This window comes from Tahibacter harae, from assembly GCF_024437735.1.
Lineage (GTDB): Bacteria > Pseudomonadota > Gammaproteobacteria > Xanthomonadales > Rhodanobacteraceae > Tahibacter > Tahibacter harae.
This window is the reverse complement of record NZ_JANFQO010000027.1, coordinates 41,375-60,619: the sequence shown is the minus strand read 5'-3', so window position 1 is coordinate 60,619 and position 19,245 is coordinate 41,375. Positions and strand designations below refer to the sequence as shown.

15 protein-coding genes are annotated in these 19,245 nt (G+C 68.9%); 11 read left to right on the top strand and 4 right to left on the bottom strand.

Annotation, left to right across the window (positions count from 1 at the left end; translation table 11 throughout):
- Positions 1-44: 44 nt before the first annotated feature.
- The 4 genes from tssK to tagH form a co-directional block, all read right to left on the bottom strand.
- The gene (gene tssK / locus NM961_RS21450; RefSeq protein WP_255916475.1) at positions 45-1,379 is read right to left on the bottom strand and encodes a type VI secretion system baseplate subunit TssK; all 1,335 of its coding nucleotides are present in this window, start codon (positions 1,377-1,379) and stop codon (positions 45-47) included.
- A gap of 42 nt (positions 1,380-1,421) precedes the next feature.
- Entirely contained in the window at positions 1,422-1,973 is a 552-nt protein-coding gene (gene tssJ, locus NM961_RS21445; protein WP_255916474.1) for a type VI secretion system lipoprotein TssJ, read from the bottom strand.
- Positions 1,974-2,092: 119 nt separating this feature from the next.
- Positions 2,093-2,932: a PP2C family protein-serine/threonine phosphatase gene (locus NM961_RS21440; protein WP_255916473.1), complete on the bottom strand. Its 840-nt coding sequence runs from the start codon at positions 2,930-2,932 to the stop codon at positions 2,093-2,095.
- A complete protein-coding gene (gene tagH, locus NM961_RS21435) occupies positions 2,929-4,953 on the bottom strand; it encodes a type VI secretion system-associated FHA domain protein TagH (RefSeq protein WP_255916472.1) in 2,025 nt (674 codons plus the stop codon). The genes NM961_RS21440 and tagH overlap by 4 nt, the downstream gene beginning before the upstream one ends.
- A 502-nt stretch (positions 4,954-5,455) precedes the next feature.
- Here tagH and NM961_RS21430 point away from each other — a divergent pair.
- The 11 genes from NM961_RS21430 to NM961_RS21380 all read left to right on the top strand — a co-directional run bounded on the left by NM961_RS21430 (position 5,456) and on the right by NM961_RS21380 (position 19,242).
- Positions 5,456-9,052, top strand: coding sequence for a serine/threonine-protein kinase (locus tag NM961_RS21430; protein WP_255916471.1), 3,597 nt, complete (start codon positions 5,456-5,458; stop codon positions 9,050-9,052).
- A 145-nt stretch (positions 9,053-9,197) separates the two neighbouring features.
- Positions 9,198-9,647: a TssQ family T6SS-associated lipoprotein gene (locus NM961_RS21425; RefSeq protein ID WP_255916470.1), complete on the top strand. Its 450-nt coding sequence runs from the start codon at positions 9,198-9,200 to the stop codon at positions 9,645-9,647.
- A gap of 48 nt (positions 9,648-9,695) precedes the next feature.
- Positions 9,696-10,718, top strand: a complete 1,023-nt coding sequence (gene tssA, locus NM961_RS21420; RefSeq protein WP_255916469.1) for a type VI secretion system protein TssA — start codon at positions 9,696-9,698, stop codon at positions 10,716-10,718.
- Between the two features lie 155 nt (positions 10,719-10,873).
- Entirely contained in the window at positions 10,874-11,425 is a 552-nt protein-coding gene (gene tssB / locus NM961_RS21415; protein WP_255916468.1) for a type VI secretion system contractile sheath small subunit, read from the top strand.
- 32 nt (positions 11,426-11,457) lie between these two features.
- Entirely contained in the window at positions 11,458-12,954 is a 1,497-nt protein-coding gene (tssC, locus tag NM961_RS21410) for a type VI secretion system contractile sheath large subunit (RefSeq protein WP_255916467.1), read from the top strand.
- 103 nt (positions 12,955-13,057) lie between these two features.
- Positions 13,058-13,609: an Hcp family type VI secretion system effector gene (locus NM961_RS21405; protein WP_255916466.1), complete on the top strand. Its 552-nt coding sequence runs from the start codon at positions 13,058-13,060 to the stop codon at positions 13,607-13,609.
- Between the two features lie 122 nt (positions 13,610-13,731).
- On the top strand, positions 13,732-14,562 hold the full coding sequence (locus NM961_RS21400) for a type VI secretion system accessory protein TagJ (protein WP_255916465.1): 831 nt from the start codon (positions 13,732-13,734) through the stop codon (positions 14,560-14,562).
- Positions 14,555-15,076 (top strand): type VI secretion system baseplate subunit TssE, encoded by a 522-nt coding sequence (gene tssE / locus NM961_RS21395; protein WP_255916464.1) that lies wholly within the window; start codon positions 14,555-14,557, stop codon positions 15,074-15,076. The genes NM961_RS21400 and tssE overlap by 8 nt, the downstream gene beginning before the upstream one ends.
- A 4-nt stretch (positions 15,077-15,080) precedes the next feature.
- Entirely contained in the window at positions 15,081-16,955 is a 1,875-nt protein-coding gene (gene tssF, locus NM961_RS21390; protein ID WP_255916463.1) for a type VI secretion system baseplate subunit TssF, read from the top strand.
- A complete protein-coding gene (tssG, locus tag NM961_RS21385) occupies positions 16,952-18,082 on the top strand; it encodes a type VI secretion system baseplate subunit TssG (RefSeq protein WP_255916462.1) in 1,131 nt (376 codons plus the stop codon). The genes tssF and tssG overlap by 4 nt, the downstream gene beginning before the upstream one ends.
- A 77-nt stretch (positions 18,083-18,159) precedes the next feature.
- Positions 18,160-19,242, top strand: coding sequence for a hypothetical protein (locus NM961_RS21380; protein ID WP_255916461.1), 1,083 nt, complete (start codon positions 18,160-18,162; stop codon positions 19,240-19,242).
- The last annotated feature ends 3 nt before the right edge of the window (positions 19,243-19,245 follow it).

The following is a 19,245-nucleotide window of genomic DNA, read 5'->3' as shown; positions in this document are numbered from 1 at the left end:
TCCTGCCCGGCCGTGCGGCGTCGGTGTTGCGGATGGGCGCGCGGTCAGCGCCGCACGGCCCAGCATTCCAGTTCCAGGTCGGGGAATTCGCCGGCCACATGCAGCGCCAGCGTGCCAGTGTTCTGCAGCTGTTTCCACAACTCCACCGAGGTGTCCATCTCGAAATAGTGGTAGCCGGCGTGATACGGGATCTGGCGCGGCGCCACCGGCAGCAGGCGCAGGCCCACGCCCGGCAGGTGCAGGTTGACCAGATCGCGGATCTTGTCGGCCGGGCCGATCTTGACCTGGGTGGGGAAGTGCGTGCGCAGGGTTTCCGGCGGCGTGCTCGCGTGCACGGCGAGGATGAACTGGGCGCTGCGCAGCAGTTCGGTGTCGTTGACGTGGCCGACGCGCACGCCGTAGTTGCGGATCTGCAGGTCGATCTGTATCGCGTTCTGCTCCAGCACCGTGGACAGGCCGCGGCGCAGCAGGAACATCAGCGGCATGATGCAGCCGTACAGATCGTCGTGATCGTAGTGCGGCCAGGTGGTCGGCCGGCGCGAGGCTTCCATGAAGGTGGCCAGCTCGCCGGCGATCTGCACCAGCGCGCCGTAGAAGCGCTCCGGATGCAGCACCGACGGGTTCAGCAGGTGGGCGAAGAACGGCTGCCAGCGGTTGAGCATCTGCAGCAGCAGGAATTCGCCCACTTCGGACACGCCGCCGCGGCCGGGCTGGCTCAGGCGCTCGGCCAGCACGTCGGCGCGCTGGTTGACCAGGCCGTGCAGCTCGTTGAGCAGCGACATGAGATAGCCGAAGGCCGAGCAGCACACCACCGGCGGTATGTATTCGCTGTCCAGCAGCAGCTGGCGGTCGCTGCGGCACTCGACCACGCGCGCCACACCTACGCCCAGCCAGCCGTCGGCGAGATCCTTTTCCAGCACCAGGCGCAGGCGCGGCGTGCCCAGCTGCAGGTCGGCCGGCTCGCCGGCGATGGAGTTCTCGTCGCGCACCACTGCGTCGCTGACGGTGTAGCGCGCCAGCGAGGAAGGGTTGTCTTCGAACACCACGTGCTCGGTGCCCGGGCGCTTCAGCGGCAGGGCGAGGTAGACGGTCTGGTTGACCACGCCTTCGCCGAAATGCAGCGGCTCGGGCGCGGCGCTCTGCTGCGGGAAGGCGAAGGAGGTGCCGTCGGGCAGCAGGCCGATCGCGTTCTGGATCGCAAGCTTGCCCACCGCCAGCGCGGCCACGTCCAGGCGCAGTTCGCGGAAGCCCCAGAAGAACGGCTCCGCCGCCAGGCTGCGCTGGTGGGCGTGGAACTCGAAATAGCGTTCCTGCTGCTGGAAATGCTGCGGCCGCAGGAACATGCCCTCGGCCCAGACCACGCGCTTGTATGGATCCATCTCACCTTCCCTGGCTGGCGTTGCGGTTGCGGCTCATCGCGCTCACTTCTTCACCGGCGGGCCGGACAGGGTGACCTTGCGTTCGTCCAGCTGCACGGTGTAGCCGACCGTGGGTTTGCCGCTTTTCAGGAACTCCGGCAGCTTGATCCACTTCTTGCGTTGCGGCGGCAGGTCCATGGCGGCACGCCAGACGCTGTTCTCCATGTCGCGGTAGCCGACCATCACGCCGATGGCGTCCTCGTCGGCGTCGAAGGTGTAGCTCTTCTTGACCGTCGCGCCGGGCTGCACGACGAACGGATCCTTCAGCACGACCACGCCGTCCAGGTCGCCCTTGGTCTCGTCGGCCAGGGTGAAGTAGTCGGCCTGCATGAAGGGTGCGGCGCGCTTGAGCTTGACCACAGTGACCTGGGCCGGCGAGGGGCGCAGGTTCAGATCGGGATTGAGCTTGGCGCTGGCGGTCAGGGTCACTTCGACCGTGACCGGGTTGCGCTTCTTCGGCGCCGAGGAACAGGCGCCGAGCAGGCCCAGCAGCACGAGGCAGGACAGCAGCGAAACGGAGCGGAGCAGCGAGCGTAGCGGTCGGTTGGCGGTCATGGCGGCATCGACGGTGATGTGAGGTGGGGAAGGGCGGACAGGTCGGGGGAGCTTGTCCGCCGGGCAAAACCGGGTGATGACAACGCAGTCAGCAGGGTGGATCGGCGGTGCGCGGCAGCTCAGACGGCATCCTGGCTGGCCTCGGCGACCAGGTTGGCGACATCCTGGTCCGGCCAGGGCATGGTCACCTCGTTGGGACGGCCCACCCATACCGCCAGCGCGCTGTAGTTGTCCTGCAGCGGCGTGCCGCGCGCGCTGATGAGCTGTTCCATCGCCAGCAGCCATTCCTCGGCCGAGTCGGAGCGGATCAGCTGTTCGACCATTTCCTCCTCCAGCACCACTTCCCAGAAGCCGTCGGTGCAAAGCAGGAAGGCGTCGCCGTCGTCGATGTCGAAGGCGGTCTCCAGCGCCGCCGGCGGCACGCCGTCGCCCATGCCCAGCGCGGCGAACAGCAGGTTGCGCTTGGCGTGGTTGCGGATCTCCGACTCGGCGATGACGCCGGCGTCGACGAAGGTCTGCACCACGCTGTGGTCCTTGGTCAGCTGCCGGCACTGGCGCTTGCGGATCAGGTACAGGCGCGTGTCGCCCAGGTTGGACCACTGCGCCTTCTGCGCCGCGGCGTCGAAGAACAGCGCGGCCACGGTCGCGCTCATCTTGCGCAGGCCGCCGGCCAGCTGCTGGCCGTAGCGGATGGCCACGTCGGTCTGGGTAATGATGCGTTCTATGTTCTGCTGACTGAGTTCCGGCGCCGACGAATAGGCCGACAGCAGGGTGCGCACGGCGGTCTCCGAGGCCACGTCGCCGCCGCCGTGGCCGCCGGCGCCGTCGCAGACGATGAAGCAGGCGCCGCCTTCGGAAGTCCAGTAGCCGCAGGCGTCCTCGTTGTATTCGCGCCCGCCCTGGCCGGACAAGGTGGCGAATTCGATGCGTACGCCGCTGCCAGCGAGATAGGTGTTCACCGGCTCTTCCCCGAATTGATGCGATCGATTTCCTGCTCGTAGGCGCGGGCGAACGCGCGCTGGAACAGGTTCTCGAACTCTTCGCGCGCCGCGCCCACCATCTCCTGGTAGCCCGTCGCGTACAGATCCCACAGCCGCGCCTTGTGCTTGGCCGGCATCATAGCCTCCAGCCCGCTGCGTTCGCCGGCCAGGGCGAGGAAGCGGTCCGGCCCGAGCAGGGCGGCGACGTCGTACATGGCCGCGCGCGAGCCGGCGAGCAGGCCGACCTGGTGGGCGGAAAGGTCGTCGAAGGCATCGTCGATCGCCCGCAGCGGCGGCATGAAGGCGGGCGAGCCGCGGCCCAGCAGCTGCATCAGCGCCGAGGCGCTGTCCGGCGCGAACTTGAGCGGGTTGTTGCCGTCGGTGGCGATGATGGTGACGTTGGCGCGCATCTCGTGCTTGGTGGAGGAGCGGCCGTGCATGAGGCGGATGGTGCCGCTGGTCATCGCCGCGAACAGGCGGCCCAGCACCTCCAGCGCCTGCGGCGTGAATTCGGCCACATGGTTGACATCGATGCCGCAGCCGCGCGCAAAGGCGGCGCGCAGGATGGCGGCGGCATCGGTGTCGAAATGGGCCGGGGGCGCGGGTGCTGCGGCGGCGGCCGGCGCGGCGGCCGATGGCATCGCCGCGGGCGGCATCGCGACCGGCGCAGGCGGCATTGCCGCGGCCGGCGGTGGTGCGGGACGCGGCGGCAGCGCGGGCGACGCATGCGGCGGCGCGGCGCCTGGATAGGCCGGCGCAGCCTGTACAGACGGTGCAGTTTGTACAGGCGGCGCTTGTGGAACAGGCGGCGCTTGCGGAATCTGCGCCGGCGCCGCGCCGGGCGGCGTATCCAGTAAAAGATTGTCGAAGCTGGTGATGGCGGTGGCCGGATCCAGCGCCGGGCCGGATTGCAGCAACTCGGCCATCATGAGTTCGGCCGCGGCGACCGATCCGGCCGGCGGCGGCGCGGCATAGGCTGGCGCGGACGGCACCGCGGCGGGTTTCGGCGCGCCGGGCGGAATCAACGGGCCGGCCGCGGGCGGCGCGGCGGGCATGCCGGCGGCCGCTTGCGGCGCGCCCGGCGGCGGTGCGAAGCCGGCCTCGGGAATCAGCGAGGGAACCACGAACAGCGAATCGATTTCCAGGCCGTGATCCAGCGAGGCGCTGGGGGCGGCGGTTTCCATGCCGCTGTCGAACAGCTGCAGCGGATCGATCTGGCCGTTGCGGTTCAGATCGAGCACGCGCGAACGCTGGCGCGCTTCCTCCAGCGGCTCGGCGATGACATCGTTGCCAAGCGTCTGCAGCTCGGCGAACACCTCGCGCACGGCGGCTTTTTCATTGGCGTCCTCGATCACCACGTCTTCCAGCAGCGGTGTGCTGAAGGGCAGCGGCGGCGCCGAGGGCGGCGAGAACACGTCGAAATCGTCCGGGATCATCTGCACCGGCTTGGGCCGCGTCGCCATAGGGCTGGCCGGCGGCACCGGCACGGGTGCGGGACGCGGCGGCGGTGCGGGCGCGGCCTGGGCCGGCGCTGCATACGAGGGCGGCGCATACGACGCCGGCGGCGGAATGATCTGCGCCGGCTGCGGCGGCGCAGCGGATTGCGGCGGCGGGATGATCTGTGCGGCCGGCGACGGCGTGTGCGCCGGCGCGGGCGTGCTCAGCGGTGCTGCGGCAGCGGCCGGGCGCAGGCCCAGGACGTAGCGGCCCATCAGCAGCTGGTCCGTCGGATTCATGGTGCAGATGCGGCCGGGCGCCAGTTCCGTGCCGTTGATGAAGAGCGAGCTGCTGCTGCTGAGGTTGGTGATGTCGACGCTGCCGCCGGCGCCCATGCTCAGGCGCGCCTGGTGGCGGGAGATCAGCCGTTCGGGATCGTTGAGCGCGAGGTCGTTGTCGCTGCCGCGGCCGACGCTCACCGGCGTATCCAGCGCGCGGCACAACGGCGCAGCCAATGCCTGGCCGTTATAAGACAACACCACCAGTTCCAGCCTGACCGCCATTCACGCTCCCTCGTGCGCGTCCGCTAGCGTAGCGGAGCCTGCAGCGCAGTATGGTCGCGCTCACGCCGCTGCGGTATCGACCTGTCCGCACACAGGCCAAGCCCTGAAAATTTTGAAGCTATCAAAACCTATCGGGGTACGCAAACGGCCTGCGGCGGCTGTCAGGGTACGCCGAAATCACTGTGTGTGCACTGCATCGCGCGCCCTGAGACGGGCTGCCGTTGTCATTGGCCGGTAGCGCCGCGGCGCTACGCTGGGCCGGCCGCTCCGGCGCCGCACGCAGCCGTCGGATGACTGCTGGCAGCGTGTCATCTTTGCATTGCTAGCGGCGCATTCTTGCAGGCGGATGAAACAACGACTGCATCACAAATCGTTGACGTAATATTAGGGAGCGTGCAGCGTGAAATACGGATGCCGGTCACAAAGGCCAAACCTCCTCTTTGCACTGCGCAATCATTTAGCCTAAATTGCATACGACGCCCTCCCTCTCCGATTCGCAGGCATGGACGCAACTGTAAACGCCCGCGTCGCTCCGATCATTTCCGGCAAGACACCGCAGGCCGGGGATCTCGCGCCGGGGAACGCGCTGGTCGCGGGAATGCGGCTACGCGAGTTCGAAATCATCGAAACCCTGGGCGAGGGCGGGTTCAGCATCGTCTACGGTGCGCGCGACCTGCAGCTCATGCGCGATGTCGCGATCAAGGAATACATTCCCATCTCGCTGGCCGGCCGCGTCGCCTCCACCACGGTGCGCATCCGTTCGGAACACAACCGCGAGACGTTTGAAGCCGGCCTCAACGGTTTCATCAACGAAGCCCGCCTGCTCGCGCAGTTCAAGCATCCCGGCCTGGTCGAGGTGCTGCAGTTCTGGGAGGAGAACGGCACGGCCTACATGGTCATGCCGCGCTACACCGGGAAAACCTTGCGCTCGGTGCTGAAGGAAATGGGCGGCCGCGGCGATGAGCCCTGGCTGCGCGGCATCGTCGCGCCGGTGCTGGATGTGCTGGAACTGCTGCATTCGCGAAATGTTTTCCATCGCGACATTGCGCCCGACAACATCCTCATCAAGAACGACGGCACGCCGGTGCTGCTGGACCTGGGCTCCGCGCGCGAAGTGGTGACCGGCCTGCAGAAGGCAATCACGGTCGTGGTCAAGCCGGGCTACGCGCCGATCGAGCAATACTCCAGCGACTTCGCCCTGCCGCAGGGGCCGTGGACCGACGTCTACGCCGTAGGCGCACTGCTGCATTTCGCGCTGACCGGCAGCCCGCCGCCGGCGTCGATCTCGCGCATCATGAAGGACAGCCTGCAGCCGCTGGCCAGCGCCGGCCTCAGCGGCTATTCGCGCGAATTCCTCACCGCGGTGGACCGCGCCCTGGCGCTGCAGCCCAACGACCGGCCCCAGTCCATCGCCGAGTTGCGCGAGCTACTGCGCGTCACCAAGGACGACAAGACTGTCATCGCCCTGGCCGTGGCCGAGCCGCTGGTCGTGCCCGAGGCGCCCCCGGCCATCGAAATCGAAGCCGTGCTGCCCGAGCCGCCGGCGCCGCGCGAGCCCGAGGACGAGCGCACCGTCATCGTCTCCGCCCAGGAAGTGGCCGAGCTGGTAAAGCAGCTGGCCGGCGCCAAGGCCGCGGCTGCCGCTGCGGCGGCCGCCGCCGGACCGACGACGCCGGCCGCCGGCACGGCGAATGTCGCACCGCCGCCCGCGGCACCGAACAATGTGCCGGCTGCCGCAACTTCTACTGGTGTACCGGCTGCCGCGGCGTCCCAGATTGCGCCGGCCGGCGCCGTACCGGCTGGCGCGCCGGCGGTTGCATCGAATGCCGCCCCGGTTTCGCCGGCCCCATCGCTGATCGCTGTTGCCGCCGCGGCTGCGGTGCCGCCGGCCGCCGTGGAACCCGTTTCCATTCCGCCGTCTCCGGCAACCGCGCCGGACGCCGGTGTGGCCGCCTTGCTGGCGGATCTGCCGCCGCTGGATGATGTGCTCGCTTCGGTGGAAGCCTCGTCCGGGTTGCCGGGCGGTGCGTCCGCGGCCGGTCCGTCCGCTGCGTTCGGCCAGGCGGCGTTCGCTGCGGCGCCGGCCGATGCCGCCGCGCTTGCTGCGGTATCCGCCGCCTCGTCGCTGCTTGCCCCGGCGCCGGCCGTCGCTGCGCCCGCGCAGCCGGCCCTGCCTGAGCCGGTCGCTGCAGTGGCGCCGCCGGCCACCCCGGAACCGCTTGCTGCATTTGTTGCGCCGGCCATCCCGGAGCCTGTCGCTCCGTTGGCTCCGCCGGCGATTGCGGAACCCGTTGCGGGGTTCGCCGAATCCGTCGCGCCAACGGTGTTTGCCGCGCCCGTAGCCGAGGTGCCGGCAGTTCCCGCTGTGGCGGCAGTGGCAGCCGCGCCCGAGCCGGCGCGCGCCTTCGTTATCGACGCCGCCGCGCTGTCGCTGGCCGAGCCCGCGCCGCTGGCGCCGCCGCCGGCTGTTGCCGCCGCGCCGGTGCCGGTGCCCGAATTCACGCTGGAACCCATGGTCGTCGCCGAGGAACCGGCATCGGCCGAGCCGCAGGTCGTCTCCGAATTCCGCTTCGAGGCCGAGCTGGCTTCCAAGGCGGCGCCGGCTGTGCCGCCGACGGCCGCGTCCGCTGCCGCGGCGCCGTCAGCGTCCGCCGCAACGCCGCCGGCCGCAACGCCCGCCGCCGATCCGGATGCGACGATGGCCATGCCGCTGCCGCGCCAGCTGGTCGAGGCCGCACAGAACGCCGCCAGGTCCGAAGCAGCCAGGCACGAAACACCGAAGCCCGAAACGCCCAAGCCCGAGGCCCGCCGCACGCCGCCACCGGTCGCCCCGGCCCAGCTCGCATCGCGGCCCCAGGCGGCCACGCCGCCGCCGGCTTCCGCGCCGCGTCCGGCCGCACCGGCCAACGATGCGACCGTGGTGCTGTCGGCGCCGGATGCGCAGGCGCTGGCGCGCGCGCTGGGTTCGGGCACGCCGGCGGCCAAGGATTCCGCCTCTGCGCTGGACCTGGATCCGCTGGCCGCACCTACGCAGCAGCCCAAGGTGGAAAGCAACAGTTTTCCGGAAATGGAAGAGTTGCTTTCCGGTCGCCTTGCGCCCGAAGCGCGTCCCGTGGCCGTGCCCGCCATACGCACGCCGCCGGCCGGCGCTGCAACCGAGACCGCCGCTGCCGGCGCTGCCGCGCCGAATCGCGGCTGGGTGATTCCGACCGTCATCGCCGCCTGCCTCGCCGTCGTTGCCGTGCTTTCGTTCGCGGCCTGGCGTCTGCTGTCGGGGCCCAGCGAAGCGCCGGTGCCGCCGCCGGTGGCTGCCGAGACCACGCCCGCCGTGCCCGCGGTGACGGCCGGCACCGACCCGGCCGCTTCGGCGCCGTCTGCCGATGCGGGCAGCCAGGCCGGTGTCGCCGATACCGGCGCAGCGCCTGCCGCCGCCGATACGAACGCCGTGGCCTCCGCCGCGCCCGATCCCAACGCAGTCGCAGCCGATCCGAATGCGCCCGCGCCCGGCACCGGGGCCGGTGCCGTCGCGCCCGCCGCTGCGGATCCGTCCGCGCCGCCGCTGGCCGATGCTTCGCAGGTGCTGGGCACGCAGCCGCCGCCGGCGGAAGTCACGTCCGCCGCGCTGGAATCGCCGGGCCAGACCTTGCCCGTGACGCCGCCGCCTGCCGCCGAGCCGCCGCCCGCCGCGGTGGCGGCGCAGCCTGCGGCGCCGGCAGAGCCCGCTCCGGCCGTAGCCTCGGCCGATACCGTCAAGACCGTCGACGTGACCGGCGCCAATCCGCGCCGCGACAGCGAAAGCAGCAGCCGGCCGCGCGAAACGGCGAGCACGGCACGCTCGCGGCGTGACGCCAAGCCCGCCGCGGCCAGCGTCGGAAATGTGAAACTCAGCATCCAGCCCTGGGGCGAGGTGTGGATCAACGGCAGCCTGCGCGGCGTCAGTCCACCCCTGCGTTTCCTGCAGCTGGAGCCAGGCACCTACAACGTGGAACTGCGCAATCCGGGATTGCAGTCGCTGCGCCGTCAGCTCACCGTGACCGCCGGCCAGCCCACGTCGATCGAACACCGCTTCCAGCCCGCCGGGTCGGGAGCCGCGCAGTAAGCTGGACCGTGCCGCCGGAAAGCGGCGCATCGCGGGGTCGTCGGGGGGGGCGGCCTGCAACCGGTAGGGCTGTCGCGCCGCGGCGGCCGTACGCCGCGCAGCGGCGTGAAACCGGCTGACAATACACGTACAGGGGCAAATCAAGTTGACCACGACGCCGTCGATCCACCCGCTCCGTTCCGCCGTCAAACCGGCGTTCGTTTTGCTGCTCGCCGCCGTGCTGGGCGCCTGCGCCCCGGCCAAGCCCAAGGTGGAGCCGCCGCCGCAGCCCAGCGCCGAGGAAGTCGCGCGCCAGCAGGCCGAAGCCCGCGGCAAGGAAGTGCTGGCCAAGGGCATCGCCGAATACGAGGCCGGATCCTACGCCCAGGCGGAAGCGACCTTCCTGTCACAGGATATCTGGGCCGCCAGCGATACGATAAAGATCGCGGCACTGAAGAACCTGGCTTTCACCTACTGCGTGAGCGAACGCCCGGCGCTCTGCCGGCAATCGTTTGAACGCGCGCTGCAGCTGGATCCGAACTTCGACCTCACCCCGGCGGAACACAACCATCCGCTGTGGGGGCCGGAATTCAAGAACGCGAAAAATGCACGTTGAGCGCCGCCGGCCCCCGGGCCGGCCGCCGCACAGGCAACAGGGGTTCAAATGACGTTGATCGATGTCGATTCGCTGCTGGCACCCGTGGACGCCGAGCGCGCCTGCGGAGTCGAGCTCGACTACGACGCAGACTACCTTGCGCTGGAACGCAGCATCGAAGGCCAGCCCGAGCGCCAGTACGGCGATACGGTGATCCCGGCCGAAGGACCGGACTGGTCGCGCGTGCTGGCCCAGGCCACCGGCCTGCTCGCCCGCAGCAAGGATTTCCGCCTCACCGTGTTCGTCACCCGCGCGCTCACGCGCAAGCACGGCCTGGACGGTGCCGTCGCCGGGCTCAACCTTACGCTGGAGCTGGCCAGGCGCCATTGGTTCGAGGCCTATCCCGCGCTGACCGTCGACGGCGAGGACGATCCGCTGCCGCGCTGCAATGCGCTCAACAGCCTGGCCGCGGCCGAAGGCCTGATCGGCGACCTGCGCGCCACGCCGCTGCCCACGCGCCAGCTGGGTCCGCTGGAACTCGGTGCGATCGAGCGCGTCGCCAGCGGCCGCGACAGCAGCGGCTCCGGTCCCATCCAGCGCCACCAGATCGAACCGCTGCTGCAGGAAGAACTCGCCAACGGCAGCCGCGGCCTTGCCGCGCTGCGCGAACTGCGCGCGCTGGCCAAGGAACTGGACCAGCACTGCCGCGAGCAGATGGGTTCCAGCGACGCGCCCGACCTGCCGCCGCTGATCGCCTTCATCGACCAGGTATTCCCGCTGCACCTGCAGCGCGACAAGGCCGAGGCCGCCAGTGCGGACAGCACCGACGAGGCCGCCGCCTACGACGATGCGCCGGCCGCGGCGGTGTCTGCCGCGGGCGTGCCGCGCAAGGCCATGTCGCGCCAGGATGCCGTGCTCATGCTGGACGCGGTCTGCAAATTCCTCGAAGAAACCGAGCCCGCCAATCCGGCGCCGCTGCTGATCCGCCGCGCGCGCGGCCTGATCGGGCTGGATTTCCTCGCCATCCTGCGCGAGCTTGCTCCCGACGGCCTGGCCCAGGCGGAGCTTCTCGCCGGCACCAACAGGAACTGAGCATGACCCGCGGGGAATTTCGATACACACTAGCCACCAAGCCTTATCCGGTCGCCCTGGCGGCGCCGGCAGGCCCCGTTCCAGGCCGTACCACGCCTGCCGTTGTTTGCCCGCATAGCCGGTAGCCCCGAGGCGATTTTCAGGAGATTGCGCAGATGAGCGGTTCCAAGTACACCCGCACCAACAAGAGCAGCGCCCAGAAATTCATCGGGCGCAACCGGGCTCCGCGCGTGCAGATCGAATACGACGTGGAAATCTACGGTTCCGAGAAAAAGGTACAGATTCCCTTTGTCATGGGCGTCATGGCCGACCTGGCCGGCAAGCCGGTGCAGGACCTGCCCGCCGTGGCGGACCGCAAGTTCCTCGAAATCGACATCGACAACTTCGACGAGCGCATGAAGGCGATCAAGCCGCGCGTCGCCTTCGCCGTGCCCAACACCCTGACCGGCGAAGGCAACATGGCGGTGGACATCACCTTCGAGAGCATGGACGACTTCTCGCCCGGCGCCATCGCCAAGAAGGTCGATGCGCTGTCCAAGCTGCTGGATGCGCGCACCCAGCTCAACAACCTGCTTACCTACATGGACGGCAAGACCGGCGCCGAGGAACTGATCGGCAAGGTGCTCAATGACCCGGCCCTGCTCAAGTCGCTCGCCGCGGCGCCGCAGGCCGCCAAGCCCGCCGATACCGAAAACAGCGACGCCTGAGCGCCGCGCGACCGAACACGGGGAATCCACTCATGGCGCAGAACCAAGCCCTACTCGAAAAGCAGACCGGATTTGCGGAAAGCGACGATTTCTCGGCGCTGCTGCAAAAGGAATTCAAGCCCAAGACCGACGAGGCCAAGGAGGCCGTACAGGTCGCCGTGCGCACGCTCGCGGAGCAGGCGCTTTCCAACACGGTCACCATCGGCGCGGATTCGTACAAGGCGATCGAGGCCATCATCGCCGAGATCGACCGCAAGATGTCCGAGCAGATCAACGCGATCATCCACCACGCCGACTACCAGCAGCTGGAAAGCGCCTGGCGCGGCCTGCACTACCTCGTCAACAACACCGAAGTCGACGAGATGCTCAAGATCAAGTTCATGCCTATCTCCAAGCGCGACCTGCACCGCACGCTGCGCCGGCACAAGGGCATAGGCTGGGATCAGAGCCCGATCTTCAAGAAGATCTACGAAGCCGAGTACGACCAGCTCGGCGGCGTGCCCTACGGCTGCATCGTCGGCGACTACCACTTCGACCACTCGCCGCCGGACGTGGAACTGCTCACCGAGATGGCCAAGATCTCGGCCGCCTCGCACTGCCCGTTCATCACCGGCGCGGCGCCGAGCACGATGCAGATGGAATCCTGGCAGGAACTGGCCAACCCGCGCGACCTGACCAAGATCTTCGAGAACACCGAATACGTCGCCTGGCGCAGCCTGCGCAATTCCGAGGACTCGCGCTACCTGGGCCTGACCATGCCGCGCTTCCTGGCGCGCCTGCCCTACGGCGTGCGCACCAACCCGATCGACGAATTCAATTTCGAGGAATCCACCGACGGCACCAGCCACACCGCGTACTGCTGGGCCAACTCGGCCTATGCCATGGCGGTGAACATCAACCGTTCGTTCAAGTACTACGGCTGGTGTACCTCGATCCGCGGCGTGGAATCCGGCGGTGCGGTCGAAGGCCTGCCCACGCACACCTTCCCGTCCGACGACGGCGGCGTGGATATGAAGTGCCCGACCGAAATCGCGATCTCCGACCGGCGCGAGGCCGAACTGGCCAAGAACGGCTTCATGCCGCTGGTGCACCGCAAGAACACCGACGTGGCCGCCTTCATCGGCGCCCAGTCGCTGCAGAAGCCGGCCGAATACTACGACCCGGACGCGACCGCGAACGCCAACCTCGCCGCGCGCCTGCCGTACCTGTTCGCCTGCTGCCGCTTCGCCCACTATCTGAAGTGCATCGTGCGCGACAAGATCGGCTCGTTCATGGAACGCGACGACATGGAGCGCTGGCTCAACGACTGGATCATGAACTACGTCGACGGTGATCCGGCCAATTCTTCCCAGGAGACCAAGGCGATGAAGCCGCTCGCGGCCGCCGAGGTCCAGGTCGAAGAGGTGGAAGGCAATCCCGGCTTCTATACCTCGAAATTCTTCCTGCGCCCGCACTATCAGCTCGAAGGGCTGACCGTGTCCCTGCGCCTGGTTTCCAAGCTTCCGTCCGTCAAGTCCGGCGGGCAGTGAAGGCTAGTCTCCGCCTGAACGGAGCCTGGCAAGGACCGAACCGGAATGCCCCCCTGGTGAAAGATCCGGTTCTCTTTTTCCATCGAAGTTAAGGATTAAACGTATGGCATCTCTCGGAATGGGCAGCATCATGGCGGCGCCGAGCGTCTCGGTCGATACCGCTCCCAAAGACTCGCTGCAGGACTTCTTCCTGAAGATCGACGGCATCTCCGGCGAATCCAAGGATTCCAAGCACTCCGGCCAGCTCGATGTCCTGAGCTGGGGCTACGCGGTCAGCCAGTCCTCCTCCACCCACACGGGCGGCGGCGGCGGCGTCGGCAAGGCCAATTTCAGCGAGTTCGTCTTCACGCACTACGTCGACAAGGCCACGGCCAACCTCATCAAGTACTGCGCCAGCGGCAAGCACATCAGCAGCGTCGAGCTGTCGGCGTGCAAGGTCGGTGACGGCCAGCAGGAATACATGAAGGTCACCCTGAGCGACGTGCTCATCACCCACGTCCGCCCGGTCGGCGCCACCAACAGCCCGCGCGTGATCGAGGAAGTCGGCATGTCCTACTCCAAGATCAAGGTCGAGGTGAAGGAGCAGAACAGCGACGGCTCCATGGGTGCCGCCGTTACGGGCGCCTGGGACGTCAAGCAGAACAAGGCGGCCTAAGCAACATCGCGGCGCCAGCGCGCAAGCGCCGGCGTCGACTGTCCGTTCCCGGTGCGGAGACCGGCGCCAGCCGCTCTCCGTCACCGGCGTTGTGTTTGCAGCCCAGCAGGAACCCGTTGCGCATGGATGCCACCTTGTCTGCCACCTTGCGCCGTGACCAGTCCCTGGCCGAACAACAGGCCGAACTCGTTGCGGCGATCCGCGCCAAACCCGAAAGCCTGCCGCTGCGCGTGCACCTGGCCCAGCTCAGCATGCTCACGGGCAACTGGTCGCGCGCCGTCACCCAGCTGCAGACTGCGGCCACGCTCAGCGCCGCGGCCATTCCCATGGCGCAGATGTACCGCGAGGCGATCCGCTGCGAGCTGCAGCGCGAGAAAGTCTTCGCCGGCGAACTCGCGCCGCAGACCATAGGCCAGCCCGAGCCCTGGTTCGCCACGCTGAGCCAGTCCCTGGCCAGCCGTCCGCGCGACAAGGCCCTGGCCGACGAACTCATGCAGCAGGCCTTCGAGGCGGCGCCCGCCACCGCCTTCCTGCTCGACGAAACCCCGGTCGAGTGGCTGGCCGATGCGGATTCGCGCCTGGGCCCGGTCTGCGAAATCATTCTCAAGGGCCAGTACTACTGGCTGCCCTTCGACCATATCCAGCTGCTGGAGCTGGAGCCGCCGACCGATCTGCGCGACCTGGTCTGGCTGCCCGGCCGGCTCACCCTGCGCAACGGCGGCCAGCACGTGGTGCTGGTGCCCAGCCGCTACCCGCGCAGCTACGGCCAGGCCGACGAACGCCTGGCGCTGGCTTCGCTGACCACCTGGGAAACCATCGGCGAGGACGCCTACGCCGGCCTGGGCCAGCGCAGCTGGGTCAGCGACGTGGACGACCACGCCTTCCTGTCCGTGCGCCGCCTGGAGCGCGCCGAAGACGCGGCAGACGACGGCGCCGCGGACGGCGATGAGTAAGAGCAATCCACTGCAGGGCGCCCGTTCCACCCGGCTGCTGCCGGTGCTGCTGGACCGGCTGACCGATCTCCACCCGGAAAACCGCAACGAGACCGTGCACGAGCGCGTGATGACCAAGGCGGTGTTCCGCCAGTGCGTGCTGCGCGATATCTCCTGGCTGCTCAACACCACCAACGCCGAGTCCGAGACCAGCATGGCCGGCATCGACGCCGTGCGCCGCTCGGTGGTGAATTTCGGCGTGCTCGCGCTTTCCGGCCGCCAGCTGGTCGACGACGACCTGACCGAAGTGCAGACCGCGATCAGCAACGCGATCAAGATGTTCGAGCCGCGCGTACTGCCGGAAACCCTGGCCGTGCGCATACTGCCGTCGGAAAACGGCTATCACACGCACAACCAGCTGACCATGGAGATCCGCGGCCAGCTCTGGTCCGAGCCGTATCCCATCGACCTGCTGCTGCGCTCGCGCGTCGACCTGGAAAGCGGCCAGATCGTGCTCGAAGACCTGCTCGGATAGGACCATGGATCCGCGCCTGCTCGGCTACTACAACAGCGAACTGAACTACCTGCGCGAACTGGGCGCGGAATTCGCCGCGAACTATCCCAAGATCGCCGCGCGCCTGGGCATGCACGATATCGAGGTCGCCGACCCTTATGTCGAGCGCCTGCTGGAAGGCTTCAGCTTCCTCACTGCGCGCATCCAGCTCAAGATGGATGCGGAGTTCCCGCGGTTCTCCCAGCGCCTGCTGGAAGTGATCTATCCGAACTATCTCGCGCCGACGCCGGCGATGTGCATAGTCCAGTTCACGCCGGGCGAGATGACCGGCAACCAGGGCGATTCCTTCCGTATCGCCCGCGGCGAGCGCCTGCGCGCGCCGGCGCTGGTGGAAGGGCAGAGCGGTTGCGAATTCCGCACCGCGCACGACGTGGACCTGTGGCCTTTGCGCCTGAGCCAGGCCCGCTTTGAAGGCGTGCCCACCGATGTGCGCATCAACCGCCTGCGCCAGGATCTGCCGGTCAAATCCTCGCTGCGCCTGAATTTCAGCTTCAACGCGCCGCTGAGCGGCAAGAGCCCGCCGCCGGACCGCATCTCACTGCACCTGACCGGCAGCGCCCACATCACTTCGCGCCTGCACGAGCTATTGTGCGGCCATGTGCTCGGCGTGTCCGTGCGCGGCCGCGGCAAGAAGCCCGGCGAATGGCGCCAGCTCGGCGCCGCGGCGCTGCAGCCGGAAGGCTTCAACGACACCCAGGCCCTGCTGCCGTACAACGGCCGCGGCTTCCAGGGCTATCGCCTGCTGCACGAATACTTCGCCTTTCCCAGCCGTTTCCATTTCGTCGCGCTGGAAAACCTGCGCGGCGCGCTGCAGGGCATAGAGGCGCTGGACGGCTTCGAGGTCAGCATCCTGCTCGACCAGGATGTCAGCGAGCTGGAAACCATCGTCGACGCCACGCATTTCGCGCTGTTCTGCACGCCGGCGATCAACCTGATCACAATGCGCTCGGACCGCATCCAGGTCGGCGACAGCCGCTACGAATTCCATGTCGTGCCCGACCGCACGCACCCGCTGAACTACGAGGTCTACAGCGTGGAGCAGGTCGAGGGTTTCGGCCGCGACAACGCCGTCGAGGCCAAATTCCGTCCGTTCTACGCCAGCCAGGTCGGCGACCGCGGCAACCACGGCGCCTATTTCACCGTGCGGCGCGAGCCGCGCCTGGCCTCGGCCTCGGTCGCCCGCCACGGCGCGCGCACCACGTATCTCGGCTCGGAAGTGTTCCTGTCCCTGGTCAACCAGCACGAGGCGCCGTACGGCTCCAACCTGCGCCAGCTCGGCGTGGACATGACCGTGACCAACCGCGACCTGGCCATGCTCATGAGCGTGGGCGGCCAGCACGACCTGGTGCCGGTGGATTCGGTGCCGGTGACCGGCGTGCGCGTGCTGCAGGGGCCGACCCGGCCGGTGCCGGCCGCGCCCGAGGGCGAGATCACCTGGCGCCTCATCAGCCACCTGGGGCTAAACTACCAGACCCTCACCGACCTCAGTCCGGAGCAGGGCGCCCTGGCGCTGCGCGAACTGCTCGCCTTGTATACCGCACTGGGCGATGCCGCCGTGGCGCGGCATGCGAACGCGGTGCTCAAGACCCGGCTGCAGCCGGTGACGCGGCGCCTGCCCGGCGCCGGGCCCATCACCTTCGGCCGCGGCGTCGGCATCGACATCACCATCGACGAAAGCCACTTCGCCGGCACCAGCCCGTACCTGTTCGGTGCCGTGCTGGAGCAGTTCCTGGCGCGCCACGTCGCGCTCAACACCTTCACCGAAACCCGCCTGATCAGCGCCCAGCGCGGTCAGCTCGGCCAGTGGGCGCCGCGCTTCGGCAAGAGGCCGGTGGCATGAGCGAAGAAACCGCGCCCGGCTCCGCGCTGGACCAACTGCTGGCCGGTGCCGCGGCGTCCGATCCGTCCGCGCCCAGCCAGCAGGACGCGCGCGCGCTGGCGGCGCTGTGGCAGGCGCTGGAAGAGAAACCCTACGAATTCGACCTGTTCGCGCTGCTGCGCCGGATCGAATCGCTGCATCCGCAGCTGCCGCGCCTGGGCCGCGCCAAGCGGCCGTCGCAGGAGCCGCTGCGCCTGGGCCAGGAGCCTTCGTCCTTTTTCGCGCCCTCGACCATCGCGCGGCTGGATCCGCCCAAGAAAAAAGGCGGGCGCAAGCTGGTGATCCGCAGCCTGGGCCTGTTCGGGCCCAACGGTCCGCTGCCGCTGGTGCTGACCGAGCACGCCTACGAGCGCGCCATCCACCACGGCGACCGCACCCTGATCGAGTTCGCCGACATCTTCCACCACCGGCTGATCCTGCTGTTCTACCGCGCCTGGGCCGATGCCCAGTCCTGCGTCAGCCTGGATCGCCCCGGCGACGAGAAATTCACCCGCCACGCCGCCAGCACCATCGCCTACGGCCTCAACGCCACGCGCGGCCGCGACAGCGTGCCCGACCACGCCCGCCTCAACCATGCCGGCCATCTGGTGCGGCAGACGCGCAATGCGGAAGGCCTGGCACGCATCCTGGCCAACTTCTTCCGCGTGCCGGCGGCGATCGAGGAATTCGTCGGCCGCTGGCTGCCGCTGCCGCGCGACCAGCGCTCGCGCCTGGGCGCCAACCGCGGCAGCCAGCTCGGCGTCGATCTGGTCGCCGGCAACGCGGTGTGGGACCGCCAGCACCGCTTCCGCATCCGCCTGGGGCCGATGACGCGGGCGTCCTATGAAGACCTGCTGCCGCCGGGCACGGCCCATCGTCAGCTGCTGGACTGGGTGCGCAGCTATATCGGCATAGAACTGGACTGGGACGTGCGCCTGGTGCTGCGCCGCGCCGATGTGCCGCAGGCACGCCTGGGCGGCGACACGCGGCTGGGCTGGACCACCTGGCTGGGCCGCGGCGAGCCGCGCGACCGCGGCGACCTGGTACTGGATCCGGAACGCATCCGCGCCGAGCGCCACGACCCCGGCGGAGTCGCCGCGGCGGCCTGACGCCGCCGTTCCGCCGTGCCGGTCACCCCCTGGACCGGTTACCCTGAAAAAATCGAGTGCATTACGGAATCCCGATCATGAGCAGGCTCGCAGCACGCTTCCCCCGTTCCCCGTTCCGCCTGGCCGCCGCGCTGCTGCTGGGCCTGGCCGGCGGCCTCGCCCAGGCCGTGCCGCCGCCGGACGCCGGCCTGGTGCAGGCCATCGAAGGCATCTGGCAGGGCCAGCGCCTGGCCGTGTCGCCGCTCAGCGATGCCTTCACCCGCGATCCCTCGGTCGATCCGCCGCGCTATACCGTGCCGGTGAAGGATTCGCCGGCCTATATCGCCGTCGATGCCGAGCACGCCGAGATCGAACTGGGCCGCAAGGTGTTCCCGGCCAGCGAATCGCCCTGGGGACCGTTCCCGCTGATCAACACCGACGACGCCCAGCTGCTCGAAGTGGTGCTGCCGAAGAAGCGCTATCTGGTGATTTCCGCCGTCGGCGCCGGCCTCTACGGCATCGGCGACTGGCAGCGCTTCGGCTTCCTGCACGTGATCGATGTGAGCCAGCGCGGCGCGCCGGTGTACTTCCCGCTGTTCGCCGAAGCCGGCCTGCGCGACAAGGTGCTGGGCAAGCTGCCCAATTCGAGCGTGCTCAACTACGCCCGCCTGGTGCCTTCGCGCTGGGCCACCAACACCCAGGTCAACGGCTATGAAGTGCTGATCTATTCGCTGCTGCCGCGCGGCCCCGAGCGCGTCATCGGCGACGACGGCCGGCCGCTGTCCTATACCGTCACGCGCGACACCGCCGACGGCCCGTGGACCTTGCAGCGCACGCCGGCCACGCCGGTGGCCAATGTGCGCGACGAGGCCAACCGCGCCTTCAGCGCGCCGCCAATGAAGAACGCGCTGCCGCCGGCCGCGCCGCCGGCCGGCAGCGCCGCCGCCGCCACGGCTGCCGCTCCCGCCGCCGCCGATGGCGCGGCGCAGACCACCGCGCAGGGAGCCGAGCCGGCGAACGATCCCGCCGCGGCCAAGAAGGCGGCGAAGAAAGAGCGCAACGACCGGCGCAAGAAAGAGGTCAAGGACGCCGCCAGCGAAATCGCCAAGGATGCCGCCAAGGACGCCGCTTCCGAGGCCGCGTCCGAAGCCGCCAAGAAAGCCATTCCCTCCATCCGGTGAAGG

Bases quoted from the DNA above. Each gene is read 5' to 3' on its own strand.
- tssE (WP_255916464.1), top strand. From the start codon at position 14,555: ATGAGTAAGAGCAATCCACTGCAGGGCGCCCGTTCCACCCGGCTGCTG.
- tssJ (WP_255916474.1), bottom strand. From the start codon at position 1,973: ATGACCGCCAACCGACCGCTACGCTCGCTGCTCCGCTCCGTTTCGCTG.
- tagH (WP_255916472.1), bottom strand. From the start codon at position 4,953: ATGGCGGTCAGGCTGGAACTGGTGGTGTTGTCTTATAACGGCCAGGCA.
- NM961_RS21405 (WP_255916466.1), top strand. From the start codon at position 13,058: ATGGCATCTCTCGGAATGGGCAGCATCATGGCGGCGCCGAGCGTCTCG.
- NM961_RS21400 (WP_255916465.1), top strand. From the start codon at position 13,732: ATGGATGCCACCTTGTCTGCCACCTTGCGCCGTGACCAGTCCCTGGCC.
- NM961_RS21430 (WP_255916471.1), top strand. From the start codon at position 5,456: ATGGACGCAACTGTAAACGCCCGCGTCGCTCCGATCATTTCCGGCAAG.
- tssF (WP_255916463.1), top strand. From the start codon at position 15,081: ATGGATCCGCGCCTGCTCGGCTACTACAACAGCGAACTGAACTACCTG.
- tssC (WP_255916467.1), top strand. From the start codon at position 11,458: ATGGCGCAGAACCAAGCCCTACTCGAAAAGCAGACCGGATTTGCGGAA.
- tssA (WP_255916469.1), top strand. From the start codon at position 9,696: ATGACGTTGATCGATGTCGATTCGCTGCTGGCACCCGTGGACGCCGAG.
- NM961_RS21380 (WP_255916461.1), top strand. From the start codon at position 18,160: ATGAGCAGGCTCGCAGCACGCTTCCCCCGTTCCCCGTTCCGCCTGGCC.
- tssB (WP_255916468.1), top strand. From the start codon at position 10,874: ATGAGCGGTTCCAAGTACACCCGCACCAACAAGAGCAGCGCCCAGAAA.
- tssG (WP_255916462.1), top strand. From the start codon at position 16,952: ATGAGCGAAGAAACCGCGCCCGGCTCCGCGCTGGACCAACTGCTGGCC.
- tssK (WP_255916475.1), bottom strand. From the start codon at position 1,379: ATGGATCCATACAAGCGCGTGGTCTGGGCCGAGGGCATGTTCCTGCGG.